The 12,654-nt window shown below is 44.0% G+C and carries 10 protein-coding genes; 3 read left to right on the forward strand and 7 right to left on the reverse strand.

The features are described from left to right. Positions 1-376 precede the first annotated feature (376 nt). On the forward strand, positions 377-1,375 hold the full coding sequence (locus AAEZ00_RS03265; protein WP_351088337.1) for a DUF4238 domain-containing protein: 999 nt from the start codon (positions 377-379) through the stop codon (positions 1,373-1,375). Positions 1,376-2,079: 704 nt separating this feature from the next. Here AAEZ00_RS03265 and AAEZ00_RS03270 read toward each other — a convergent pair. The 4 genes from AAEZ00_RS03270 to AAEZ00_RS03285 all read right to left on the reverse strand — a co-directional run bounded on the left by AAEZ00_RS03270 (position 2,080) and on the right by AAEZ00_RS03285 (position 5,814). Beyond that, on the reverse strand, positions 2,080-3,537 hold the full coding sequence (locus tag AAEZ00_RS03270) for a sensor histidine kinase (RefSeq protein ID WP_124014237.1): 1,458 nt from the start codon (positions 3,535-3,537) through the stop codon (positions 2,080-2,082). Further along, complete coding sequence (locus tag AAEZ00_RS03275; RefSeq protein WP_124014238.1) at positions 3,537-4,271, reverse strand: response regulator transcription factor; 735 nt, start codon at positions 4,269-4,271, stop codon at positions 3,537-3,539. The genes AAEZ00_RS03270 and AAEZ00_RS03275 overlap by 1 nt, the downstream gene beginning before the upstream one ends. A 110-nt stretch (positions 4,272-4,381) precedes the next feature. Beyond that, positions 4,382-5,101 (reverse strand): spondin domain-containing protein, encoded by a 720-nt coding sequence (locus AAEZ00_RS03280; protein WP_351075654.1) that lies wholly within the window; start codon positions 5,099-5,101, stop codon positions 4,382-4,384. Between the two features lie 11 nt (positions 5,102-5,112). After that, positions 5,113-5,814, reverse strand: a complete 702-nt coding sequence (locus AAEZ00_RS03285) for a spondin domain-containing protein (protein WP_124014240.1) — start codon at positions 5,812-5,814, stop codon at positions 5,113-5,115. Positions 5,815-6,005: 191 nt separating this feature from the next. On the opposite strand from AAEZ00_RS03285, the gene AAEZ00_RS03290 reads away from it, so the two are divergent. Continuing rightward, on the forward strand, positions 6,006-6,557 hold the full coding sequence (locus AAEZ00_RS03290; protein ID WP_124014241.1) for a GNAT family N-acetyltransferase: 552 nt from the start codon (positions 6,006-6,008) through the stop codon (positions 6,555-6,557). Positions 6,558-6,874: 317 nt separating this feature from the next. Then, positions 6,875-8,215, forward strand: coding sequence for an NAD(P)/FAD-dependent oxidoreductase (locus tag AAEZ00_RS03295; RefSeq protein WP_124014242.1), 1,341 nt, complete (start codon positions 6,875-6,877; stop codon positions 8,213-8,215). Positions 8,216-8,306: 91 nt separating this feature from the next. Here AAEZ00_RS03295 and nhaC read toward each other — a convergent pair whose 3' ends face one another. The 3 genes from nhaC to purD form a co-directional block, all read right to left on the reverse strand. Continuing rightward, positions 8,307-9,806 (reverse strand): Na+/H+ antiporter NhaC, encoded by a 1,500-nt coding sequence (nhaC, locus tag AAEZ00_RS03300; RefSeq protein WP_351088338.1) that lies wholly within the window; start codon positions 9,804-9,806, stop codon positions 8,307-8,309. A gap of 875 nt (positions 9,807-10,681) precedes the next feature. Then, complete coding sequence (locus AAEZ00_RS03305) at positions 10,682-10,912, reverse strand: hypothetical protein (protein WP_124014243.1); 231 nt, start codon at positions 10,910-10,912, stop codon at positions 10,682-10,684. A 381-nt stretch (positions 10,913-11,293) separates the two neighbouring features. Continuing rightward, complete coding sequence (purD, locus tag AAEZ00_RS03310; protein WP_351088339.1) at positions 11,294-12,589, reverse strand: phosphoribosylamine--glycine ligase; 1,296 nt, start codon at positions 12,587-12,589, stop codon at positions 11,294-11,296. Between the last annotated feature and the right edge of the window lie 65 nt (positions 12,590-12,654).

Genomic DNA, 12,654 nt, shown 5'->3' on the forward strand with positions numbered 1-12,654 from the left:
ATCTGGTGATACAGATGGTTCACTCTTATCGCGGTGAACAGCGCTTCATACGACCTCAGGTCGCACGGGCATAAACGTGTTATGCACCCTAACAAGCTTTTGGACAAAAGTGGGTTAAAAGTTACCTTTTTATTAAAGTTTACCCTGACCCCACGACCCCACTAAGTTCACTGGAGTGTCTTTGGGTGGGTGAGTGGTAGTTAAATAAGTGGATTTATTCCAACAATTCATGTCAGATAAATACTTGTGATTTCAAATACCTCGAAATCAACCAAAACGTTATAATGCTCCGCATTTATCAAAACCTCATTTCTACTAAGTCGGGGCTTTTCTGGATCTATAATGATTTTTATTACACTAGTGCAACGGAGGGCGTATGGCTGAAACTGACAAAAAATGTTTAGAAGCAAAGAAAAACCATCATCATGTATGGGCTAAGTATATGAAGCGATGGTCGCCTGATAACAAACAGGTTTACTACACAACTAAGAAGAATAACGACATTCGCTTCGATAGTGTCAAAAACATTGCTGTTGAACGTGATTTTTATCAAGTAAAACCACTTACGCCTGAACATGTGGAAATAATCAAAAGATGGTCGTCAAAAAGCCATAAAAACCTACACGAACTGCACATGTCTTATCTAAGCGATTACCTAGCAATGCAGTGCTTGGAAACACTGTATAAACAAGGCGGTAAAAAAGATGAAATCGCTGATAAGATGTTTGAAGCTTGGAAGTGCAACGGTGTTGAAAACTATCACACCGCTCACGAAAATGAAGTTCAAGAAACTCTAGAGGCGCTTGCAAATCGAAATTTATCGGTACTTGATAAAGACGATAATATGATTAAGTTCATGCAATTCTATGGTCAACAAATTGCGAGAACTAAAAACTTCAAAGATATGATAAGCAACACAGCAGCAAATCATATTAATACATTAACGCTAGAGTGTTGGTGGTTCATTAGTTACATGTTCGGTATGAATTTAGGTCGATCACTTTACTTAGACAGAAAAGACGACACTCATTGTCTGCTGCTCAATGACACAGATACACCGTTCATTACTTCTGACCAACCCATTGTTAATGTTCATCAAGCATTAACCAACGAGATTAAACCACCAAAAGATCATGAATGCGATTTCTACTATCCGATATCACCAAATGTTGCTTACATGATAAACAAATCAAATCGTTTTCCACGCGACAAGGTTCAAGTGTCAGTTGATGTTGTAGAAGAAATGAATATTAAGATAGCCAAACGTGCGAATTTTCATATCATTGGCAACAGTGAGGAGTCGCTTAAGCCTTATAAGAAGTTTGTTGGTTCAAATCTCAAGGCTGTTAAAACAGTCCATACAACACCGTACTAACATGAGTAAAAGTAAGTCAAACAATGAAACAGGAAATTCGGCACTTTCAAAGGCTAACAAGCTTTGGGGCATAAATGAGATACATATCTTGCTTGCAACAGTCCAAACTCAACTCTGAACTTGAGGCCGTTGAAGAAAATGACGTGAGCTAGCCATGGATGGCGAGCTAGCTTTAGAGGGGAAGGGACGCCCCATCTGAAGCGTTAGCATTTTCGAATAAGGCTGAGGCAGTTACCCAATAAAGTTAAAAGCTGGATCAATCCCCATGGCGACCTTTTCGCTGTTTGAAAATGTTGCGGGGCGGCTGGGAGTTCCAAGAGGGAACAGCCGTTGGTTTCCTCTTGGTCTGGTGTGGGTGAAGCGCCACGACGTTAGTGGCCGCAGGCCATAAAGTACAAAAAGTACAAAGCAAAATAAACACCTGGATTCCGGCTCAAAAGCATTGCCGGAATGACGCAGTATTTAACCCGTGCAGGGTGGAACCTTGCGATGTTAATCTGGTGTGGGCGAAGCGTCACGATGTTAGTGGCCGCAGGCCATATTGTTAACTCACAGTAGCTCAAATTTTTGTAAGAACTTAGTTCTAATTCTTCTGTTTAGATATAATTTTTTGTTTATCATGAAGTTTAATAATAAACCAAACTGAGTTAGTACTATTGAAGCCATGAATCAAATCGCTGATCATTTGCGCTTCAAAAATGAGATTAACTTTTACTTACCAGCTCTATCTTAAACTCACTCCCTACCCCTGGTTGGCTGTCTATTTCAATTCGGCATTTCAATAATCCCAATAACTGCCTGACGATGGCGAGTCCGACGCCGAGTTGTGGCAGACTTTGATTCGCTTCAAACGACAATGTGGTCATCGATAATTGTTTCAGGGCGTCAACTTCATGCTGGTGCATGCCAGCGCCTGTGTCGCGCACGGTTAACCATTGTTGGCCGTTGTGGAGCGCATTGATGATTTGTATCTTGCCGCCTGCGGGAGTGTAACGCAGGGCGTTATCGACCAAGTTGTTGAGTATGCGGCGCATCAGTGCAGGGTCGGTATAGATTTGGCTGGCATGGTTGATGTCAAAATCTAACTGAACCCCGAGTTTTTTCGCTCGTGGGGTAAAGGTTTGTTCAATATCGCAAAGCAGTTCACTTAAGTTGACTTGTTGCAGTTGCGCATCGATTTGGCCATTTTCGAGGGCGGCTAATTCTAACAGTTGAGCCAGTAGCTGCTGTAAGGTTTGGCCTGAGTTTGCCGCGTATTGGATCAGTGCTTGGTCACGTTCGTTTTCGGGCAATATTAACCAAGTATCGATATAGCCTAATAGTGCAGTAAGCGGGGTTTTTAAGTCATGTGACAAATGCAGTAAAAAGTCGTGTTTGGCCTGTTGTTGGCGTTTAACTTGCTGTTGTTGCAATTGGATTTCTTGCAATAAATGATTGATATGATGGCTCAGCAGGCTTATTTCTAAGCTGCCACGATAGCGCTGGGGGAGTATCAGTTTGTCTGACATCGGGGTGTTTTTAAGTTCTGTTAAGTCTTGAGCGAGTTTTTGGATTGGGCGGGTAAAATAGCGCAGTAAAATTACAAATAGCACTAAAGCAAAAATGATCCAAAATCCAATAGTGGCGCCCCAGATTTTAGGTTGGTTTTCGGCATTTATGAGTGTTTGCCAACTGTCATAATCTTCACCGCCAATGATGACATACAAATAACCACTGTGCAGTCCATCTTCGGTGATGAGTTTACTGGCGGAAAAAATCTTGTGGGTATCTTCGCTGCGCGGATCTGTGCCAAGTACTGGCAGGTTGTCGCCATTTAAAAACTGTTGAATGATTGCAGTATCGACCCGGTGAATTTTAATTTTTTCTTCTTTGGCGTCATAGGCTATCACTTTGCCATCTGGGTCTAAGGTGTAAATTTCAAAGCTTGGACCTAACAGCATAAAATCATGAAAGGCTTCTTTAAGCGCGGCGTCTGACGTTATCCCTTGTGATAGTAAAGGGTTGATGTGTGCCATGTGTTCAGCAAGTTGTAGATGCAGTGATTGCTGAATTTGGTTACGGTTAAATTCATGGTTAAGTTGCAACCATTGCCATAACGCTACAAACAGTAATAACACTATTATCGTTGATGCTAAAAACAATCGATTAAATAAACGATTCATTAGTGGGCTTGCACCTCTGGTGGTGAAAATTTGTAGCCTACGCCCCACACTGTTTTGACGAGATCATGTTCAGGTGAGCACACAGAAAGCTTATTGCGTAAGCGATTAATATGGCTGTTTACTGTGTGCTCATAGCCGTCGTAGTGATAACCCCATACCGCTTCTAACAATTGCATGCGGCTAAAGACTTGTTGCGGGTGTTTGGCTAAAAAAAGCAGTAAATCAAACTCGCGGGCGGTGAGGGTTAATGCTTTATTAAACGCGGTGACTTCACGGGTACTGGCGTTAATGGTTACACTGTTAAATTCAATTTGTTGGGTTTGTTCATGTTGGGCTTTACCGCGTCTTAATAGTGCTTTTACCCGTGCCCGCAGCTCTAATACGCTAAAGGGTTTGACCAGGTAATCATCTGCTCCTGCTTCAAGGCCCAGTACCACATCTGCTTCTGAATCTTTGGCGGTTAATAGCATCAACGGGACTTCCTTACCGGCTTGGCGTAGTTGCTCACACAATATAATGCCATCACCATCGGGGAGCATGCGATCCATTAAAATGAGGTCGAGTTTTTTATGTTCGATAATGTGCATGGCTTGCTTCAAGGTGGTGGCGTGATCGACGCTGTAGTTGAGTGTTTTGAGGTTAAGTATGATTAACTTAGCCAAGTCTTGTTCGTCTTCTACTAACAAAATATGTTGCGGACAAACATGGCCATTATGTTTCGCGGTTCCATTCATGGTGACTTCCTCAAAGCAAATCCAGTAATTGCATTAATACTTAGACCCGCTTTGAGGAGAATAAATTTCAATGTGGTTGAAATTCATTCAGTCGATACGACCGATTAAGATTATTCAGTACGCATAATGGTGACGGCTAATACCGGGTTATCAAAACGATGCGATGCCCCCAGTACTGAATCGGCTAAGCCATCGTACATTGAAATAACACCAGGATGAATATGGACAAAGTCGACATCATCACGGCTGGCGTTAAAACCTTCGCCGCCATCAGCAGGACCTGGCATAGTGCCTTTGGCTTCGCTGTTGGCTTCAGTGCCAGCATCATAAGCCATAAACTTCATCGCGGTTGTTGCATCCACTTCCATACCGGCAATGGTGTAATTATTAATACCGGTAAAGGCATCGTTAGTGTTAACCAACATGGTGGCCAAACTAATGCTCGCTACGTCGGCTTCATCTAAAGTCAGCGTCAGCGTTTCTGACATGCCAGGCATTAATAAACCGGTGCCGTTAACGCTGCTTTCGATCACGCTTAGTGCAGCTATGTCGGCAGTATCACCAGCTTCAGCCATTTTCTCGAGTGCTTCGCTAGCCATTTCACCGGCGTTCCATAACATGGCATCACTAGCATGAGAGGCCAGAATAACCGGCGACATTGGTTGGTTAGCCGTCAGGTTAGTCACGGTCACAGTGAAGGTTTGCATCACTGGAGCTGGCGGGGTGACAACAACAGTATCATCATCGTCATCACCACAGGCAGTAAGCAGTGTTGCAGCAGCCAGCATGGCGATTAAGCTGGGCTTAAGTGTAAAGTCAGTGCGTTTCATGGGCTACCTCCTTATTTTACTGTCACCACAACTTTGGCTACAGGGTTCAACCAGCGATGAACGCGACTGTCTAGGTCACTCATACCGCCAGCAGGGTCCATGTCACCTAAAATGCCAGGGTGAGTATGCACATTGATGTTGTCAGAATTGTCCATCACGCCAGTGCCATTGGCTCCACCGTCACCACTAGGTGCCGCAGGAATACCCGGTACGCCTGACATGCCGCCGCCATTAATGATTTCATCATTGGCTTCTGTGCCCGCATCATAAGCATTGACATACATAGTGTACGTACCCGCTTCGGTAGGGATTTCCCAAGCATCTAAGCCCATAAAGGCATCGTTAGTGGGCAACACCATGGCTACGATAGATAAATGGGTGTTGTCGCCAGTATCAAGCATTACGTCACTGACATTGGCGCCAGCAGCAAGCAAACCCATTGCCGGGTTAGCTGATGTCACACCTGCATTACCGGTTACAGCAGCATCTAAGTCGCCAATATCACCGCCTTCAGCCATTTTTTGTAATGCTGCAGAGGCTTGGGTACCGACTTGAAACAAATGGCTGTCAGCGTCGTGAGCTGCAATTAACAGTGGGGTGAAGTGATTTCCGTGAGTTAAGTTTGTCACGCTAACTTCAATGTCAGCAGCGAACGTGGGTAGGCTGAATAATCCAGCAGCCATAAGACTTGCAGTCACTAGTGTACGTTTCATAACCGAGCTCCTTTGTTTAATTGCAACCAGTATGAACAAAGGATCTCACCTACTTATCGCCAAATTATCACAAAAGGTTAACATCGTTAACTTACCGATAATGACGTGTGATATGGTGTGCTAAAACCAACAATAGCTCATATCCACTAATGTTAAGCGTGGCGTTAACAGCTGAAGAAAATAGGTTAACAATGATTAGACAACTGACTGCCGCCGACTTTGATGCAGTGATAGCCTTGGGGGAAATAGTTCACGGCAGTGGTTATATGGATATCGCTGAACTGACAGCTATTTATCACAAAGGCATTAAAAATGGCATTAATGCCAATTTTGTCGCGCTTGAAAATGAGCAACTTATCGGCTTTCGGTTAACCTATGCTGCAGGACAATGGCCGCAAGACCAATGGTGTTCGGTGGATAAGTGGGGTGTTGATTTTGACGATGTGTGTTATTTCAAATCAAACACTATTGCTGAATCTGGCCGAGGCCAAGGGCTTGGTGGTAAATTATTAGCGGCGTCTAAAGCGGCAGTTATTGCTCAGGGTGCTAAGGCTGGCGTGAGCCATTTATGGCAGCAAAGCCCTAACAATGCCGCGGTACGCTATTTTACTAAGGCGGGCGGGCAGTTAATTGCGCAACACCCACAGCGCTGGCATCAACGTTATATGGGCGAAGATTATATCTGTGTATTGTGTGGTGAAGATTGCCACTGTGTTGCCTGTGAAATGCTACTGGTTTTTTAACGACATTCTAGGGTCTGTTGATCTTTGCTGGTTGAATTTTGTTCGAGATAAAAACGTTTTAATCGAGGCGAGTGGATTGCTGCCTAGCAATCTAAGCTACTTTTACTTAACGAAGAGTGACTCAACAAAGAGTAAAATGTTTTTAGCCGAACCCTACGGGCAGCGTTTGTTGGTCATTTTTACTGCGTTATCGACTTTTTGTGTAGAATAACTACACCACAAAGTCTCTGCCTTGTACAAATGAACAACAATTCGCTGCAAAACCAACCTTGAAAGATCAACAGACCCTAATAATCAATAATAACAAGAAGATGAATATGTACGATCCGCTGATTAACACCCATCCCAACAATCAAACGTTTGCTCCTAGCTATTGGGCGAGCACCCAAGCATTACCCGCACCAACAGCTGCATTGTCTGGCCGCCAACAAACCGATGTGGCTATTGTCGGCGGTGGCTACACCGGCTTGTTAACCGCATACTATTTAGCCACCGAGTTTAATATTGATTGTCAGGTGTTAGAGGCTAATCAGGTGGGGTTTGGTGCTAGCGCTCGCAATGCCGGTTTTGTGTTAAAAGGTTCGGGTCGTTTAGGTTATGCGGCCATGACTCAGCGCTGGGACTTAGCCACCACCAAAGGTATTTTTGATGAATTCACCCAAGCGGTCGCCCGAGTTGATGGGTTAATCAAACAACATAATATCGCCTGTGAGCCTCAAGAAACGGGATATTTAAAAGTGGCGCATAATCCCAAGGCGCTGGTGTCACTGCAAAACGCCGCTAACTATATTCAACAACATTTAGCCGACAGCCAAGACTCAGGTGCTGAATTTATCTCAAGCCAAGACTTTCGGGCGCAGTATTTAGATCATCATCAAGCCTATGGTGCTCTGCGCTTAAAAGATGGCTTTGGCTTAAATCCGCTTAAATTACTACTGGGTTATAAGTCGATGGTACAAAACCAAGGCGTGACGATTTCTGAGCAATCGTGTGTAGTAGATTGGATTGAGGAGGGCGGCAAGCACCGTTTAATCACCGATAAAGGCGAGCTGACTGCCAACAAGGTGATTATGGCGGGTAACGCTTATACCCCCAAACGTTTTAATCAAGGTGTAGACGATAAGTTTTTACCGATATTAAGCAATGTCATTGTAACTGAACCATTGAGTGAGCAAGAAAGCGTGGCAGCCGGTTTGCATACTCATCAGGTGACCATGGATACCCGCATTTTAAAATACTATTACCGATTATTACCCGACAACCGCTTGTTGTTTGGTGGTCGCGGCGCGGTATGGGGTAAAGATGCAGATAAGCCTATTTACGCTGAGCGCTTAAAGATGGCGTTAAATAAGTGTTTCCCCAGCTTAACGAGTAAAGCGATTGCCTATAACTGGACCGGATGGATTGCTGCGGCAATGGATGATATGCCTCATGTGTACAGCAAAGGGGGCGTGGGTTATAGCTTAGGATATTGCGGTGCTGGAGTGTCTTTTAGTAGCCAAGCGGCGTTTCGTTTAGCGCAAAGTATTGCCGGTGAAACCTTACCTAACCTGCCTTTATATCAACAACCGCTACCCCAATTTCCCTTTACCCAAGCAAGGCGCCTTGGGCAATGGGGTTACTATCATTATGGTTGGTTAAAAGACCGCTTTGGTTAACCGACCACTTCTTAGTTAACCGACCACTTCTTAGTTAACCGACCACTTCTTAGTTAACCGACCACTTCTTAGTTAACCGACTACTTTTTAGTTAACCGACTACTTCGCCAGTGCTGATCCTAGTTTCGTCTAATGGCTCAATTTTAAAATTAAAATAGGCATAAGAGGCACTGATAAGAGGACAGACTAAGTTAAAGAAGGCGTACGGCAGGTAAGCTATTGTAGCGACGCCAAGCGTACTGGCCATAAAGGCACCACAGGTATTCCACGGAACCAGTGGACTAGTCACTGTGGCTGAGTCTTCTAAGGTGCGGCTTAAATTAACCGCCGCCAACTTACGGCGAGTGTATTCTACTTTTAGCATTCTACCGGGCAGCACGATGGCAATATATTGATCGGCAGTAATAATATTAGCGCCAATACATACCCCAAGGGTGGTAATGATCAAGCTGGTGGTCCCTGTCACCACGGTAAGAATACTTTCTAAAATACGGTTTAATAACCCAGTGACTTCCATCACGCCGCCAAAGGCCATTGCACAAAGAATTAGCCACACAGTGGTCACCATGCTGCTCATGCCGCCGCGGCTTAATAAATTATCTAATACTTCATCACCGGTATTGGCCACATAACCGTCAAACATGGCAATCCATAAGCCTTTTACCAACGCCACCATCGGCAATAGGGTGTCGTCATGGACAAAATCAATGACGTTATTAAACTGAAATAATGCAGCGCAAACTGCGCCAGCCAAGGTGCCTAGTATTACCGTTGGGAATGCTGGCATTCTGCGATTGGCTAAATACAACACCACTAACAACGGGATCAGCAAATGTATTCCTGGATTGTAGGTCTTATCCAATAAAGCCAAAGTATCTACGAGTTGATTTTCAATGGGCGCAGCGTCTGCGGTAAGACCTAAAAAGATAAATCCAATGAGGGCAATAATAATGCTCGGTACCGTGGTCCAGGTCATGTGGCGGATATGGCTAAAAATATCAGTGCCCGCGACTGCGGGTGCAAGGTTGGTGGTATCAGACATTGGCGACATTTTGTCACCAAAATAAGCGCCACTGATGATAGCGCCCGCGGTGATATTGACGTCTAACCCCATGGCAGAGGAAATACCCACTAAGGCAATACCCAATGTACCGGCCACCGTCCAAGAGCTACCAATACTAAGTGCGACAACGGCACATAATAAGCAGCAAGCGGCATAAAAATAGTCTGGGTTAAGAATTTGCATACCGTAATAAATCATCGTCGGCACTGTACCGGCTAAAATCCACGTACCAATCAGTGAACCCACACTAAATAAAATTAATAATGCGCCAGTGGCAACCCCAATACTTTTGACGATACCGCGTTCCATTTGGTTCCAGCTATAACCATTTTTATAACCGATAATCATCGCAATACACGCCGCTAACACTAATGCGATTTGGTTCGCGCCAGATGAGCTGTCTGACGAAAATAGATAAACCGCCGCTGCAAGCATAATAATAAGGGAAAAAACGGGGATAAGAGCATCAAGCAAGCTGGGTTGCTTGTGCTCGGGAGGAGACGGGTTAGATGGCGCCGCTTGAGACATATTACTTCCTTTGTTGTTATTATTTTTGACCAATATCTCATTCGTGTGAGCTGGCTAAGTGTTATTGTAATAAGTTAGCAACTTATTTGTAACAAGGTTATATCCTGACATAAAAACCCGCCACAAGTCGAACATTGTTAGGCTTGAGTAATATTTTTTTGCGAGAGATATTGTTGCCGTTATTGAGCGGTGTGCTTGGTTAATTACTTTATGTGGCTAAATATGCTAATTGGTTGTTAGGGTTTGCATAAGTATTTGAGTTTGTTGTCTGGTGATACTAACATCTACTTTTATCTTTACTGCATTTTTTGATGTTATTTCTGTGATTATCTCAACAGAAAAAATCATTATCGACTGACATTTGTTGGCCTATTGGGTCACTCAAGCTCCTTTCTATCACCATCCCCTTGTTACAATACCATCATCAAGTTGAGACTAAGTCTGCTAGTTTTTCCATACTGTCATTTAAGTTATATCGTTGAAAAGTTATTGATGATGAGGGTTTATGACACCTGCTATAGCGTTACCCGCTTTTTAAGCCTATAGGCAAATAAATAAAAACAAAGTAAGCATGATAGTTGACCGCCAAGATCGCAAAAAAATAGACCGCACAGGCCCGTTGCCAACGGATTGGTAGAAAAGATATATCAAGGTCAAATGCTTGATCTTGATGTGTATGATTATAGACAAGAGACAAGAGACAAGAGACAAGGTAATAAAACTAGGCTTGAAGGCGATGGGCTTGATTATCTTTTTGGCTAAAGAATTCCTGAGAATTGAACATAGGATTATTCAGATTAAAACTGATGCTCGCGAGATCCTTGATGTTTTAGGTCTATACCAAGGTTTATAACAGCAAGGCTCCCGCAGAGTGCTTACTTTGGCGTGGTATTATTTAAGTGTTTTACAATAGCGTTTTCCGCATCTGACTTATCAGCTTTATCTTTGCTTGGGGTAATATGAGCCATAGCATTATGGCCGGTCATATCTTCTGCGATATGTAACCAATCAGGATGCCAATAGAAAGAGGTACCTGATACCGTGTTCCAATTATGAACCCCTGACTTTTCACCTTCATAAATCAGGTCGCTGGTAGAGTATTTCATTTTATCCTCCAAAAATAATCAATTTTTACATCATGTTAGTCTCAACCATCATATTTGATCGCAGTGACTATTGATTATAGGATGCGCCATGGATGAAGGTATTTTTGTGATGCGTATCACAAAATAATTGATTATTGAATACTAATGAAGCATCTATAATTATAACGGCACGTTATTTGGTATCAGACAAAACTCAATCAGTTTACGCGTTGGCGTTAATGGAATCGATTGCCGCTTCTCTTATCCCTGTTGAGATTAATAAGCCTTGATTTGAAAGTATTCACCACTTTGTATTGATGACTCATTTATGGGACATGCAATAAAAAACCCTGCGTTGTTCACAGGGCTGATTTGGGGTATTGCAGATGAGCGCTTATCAGTTTATGCGTTTTCACGTGCGATTGCGCGATAGGCAATATCGGTGCGAAAGTACACATCATCCCAATGGATGGTATCGACTAACGCATAAGCCGCTTGTTGCGCTTCTGTCACTGTGTTTCCTAATGCGGTGGCACATAAAACGCGGCCACCGTTAGTGACAACATGGCCATCTTTGATGCGAGTACCAGCATGGAATACTTTAGCGTGAGTATCGCCAAGGGTTAACCCGTCAATCACATCGCCTTTGTTATAAGCGTCAGGATAACCACCGGCTGCCATGACGACACCAACTGCAGCGCGAGGGTCAAACTCTGCGGTGACTTGGTCTAATTCACCACGGGTCGCGGCTAAGCAAAGCTCAACAATATCAGACTGTAAACGCATCATGATCGGTTGGGTTTCTGGGTCACCAAAGCGGCAGTTATATTCAAGTACTTTAGCGCTACCATCAGGCGAAATCATCAGCCCAGCGTATAAGAAACCGGTGTAAACGTTACCTTCTGCTGCCATACCGTCTATCGTTGGGCGGATAACATTGGCGATAGTCCAATCGTGAACGGCTTGGGTGACGACAGGCGCGGGAGAGTATGCGCCCATTCCGCCAGTATTCGGGCCTTGGTCAGCATTATCGCGGGCTTTATGGTCTTGGCTGGTGGCCATAGCAAGAATGTTTTTGCCGTCTACCATGACGATAAAACTGGCTTCTTCGCCGGATAAAAACTCTTCAATCACTACGCGTGAACCGGCATCACCAAACTTATTGCCCGCAAGCATATCGTCAATGGCTTCATTGGCTTGGGTTTGGTCAGCTGCGATGATCACCCCTTTACCAGCCGCTAAACCGTCGGCTTTAATGACGATAGGAAAACCGGTTTTAGTCGTGAGTTCAGTAACGTAAGCTTTTGCTGGCGCAATATCAGTGAAGTTTGAATACGCTGCCGTTGGAATATGATGACGAGCTAAAAAATCTTTAGTGAACGCTTTTGAAGATTCAAGCTGCGCCGCGCCTTTTGTTGGACCAAAAATAGCTAAACCAGCCGCATTAAAGGCATCGACTACGCCTAACGCTAATGGCACTTCAGGGCCGACAATCGTAATCGCAATGGCATTGCCTTTGGCAAATGCAACCAATTCGTCAATTTGCTCAACATCAATGGCAAGGTTTTCTAATTTGGGTTCTAAGGCTGTGCCGGCATTACCTGGAGCAACAAATACAGTGTCAACTTGTGCTGATTGGGCTGCTTTCCACGCCAACGCATGTTCACGTCCGCCGCCGCCAATAACAAGTACTCTCATTTTTAATCCTTTTATCGCTGCGTTATTGTGTCAATTTCTGCTTCAAGCATGCTCACCTATACTGA

The sequence above is a fragment of the Shewanella sp. S1-49-MNA-CIBAN-0167 genome, from assembly GCF_040310145.1.
Lineage (GTDB): Bacteria > Pseudomonadota > Gammaproteobacteria > Enterobacterales > Shewanellaceae > Shewanella > Shewanella psychromarinicola.

What these genes read in the sequence shown, in the direction of transcription:
- AAEZ00_RS03265 (WP_351088337.1), top strand. Translation starts at nt 377, where the DNA reads ATGGCTGAAACTGACAAAAAATGTTTAGAAGCAAAGAAAAACCATCAT.
- AAEZ00_RS03270 (WP_124014237.1), bottom strand. Translation starts at nt 3,537, where the DNA reads ATGAATCGTTTATTTAATCGATTGTTTTTAGCATCAACGATAATAGTG.
- AAEZ00_RS03275 (WP_124014238.1), bottom strand. Translation starts at nt 4,271, where the DNA reads ATGAATGGAACCGCGAAACATAATGGCCATGTTTGTCCGCAACATATT.
- AAEZ00_RS03280 (WP_351075654.1), bottom strand. Translation starts at nt 5,101, where the DNA reads ATGAAACGCACTGACTTTACACTTAAGCCCAGCTTAATCGCCATGCTG.
- AAEZ00_RS03285 (WP_124014240.1), bottom strand. Translation starts at nt 5,814, where the DNA reads ATGAAACGTACACTAGTGACTGCAAGTCTTATGGCTGCTGGATTATTC.
- AAEZ00_RS03290 (WP_124014241.1), top strand. Translation starts at nt 6,006, where the DNA reads ATGATTAGACAACTGACTGCCGCCGACTTTGATGCAGTGATAGCCTTG.
- AAEZ00_RS03295 (WP_124014242.1), top strand. Translation starts at nt 6,875, where the DNA reads ATGTACGATCCGCTGATTAACACCCATCCCAACAATCAAACGTTTGCT.
- nhaC (WP_351088338.1), bottom strand. Translation starts at nt 9,806, where the DNA reads ATGTCTCAAGCGGCGCCATCTAACCCGTCTCCTCCCGAGCACAAGCAA.
- AAEZ00_RS03305 (WP_124014243.1), bottom strand. Translation starts at nt 10,912, where the DNA reads ATGAAATACTCTACCAGCGACCTGATTTATGAAGGTGAAAAGTCAGGG.
- purD (WP_351088339.1), bottom strand. Translation starts at nt 12,589, where the DNA reads ATGAGAGTACTTGTTATTGGCGGCGGCGGACGTGAACATGCGTTGGCG.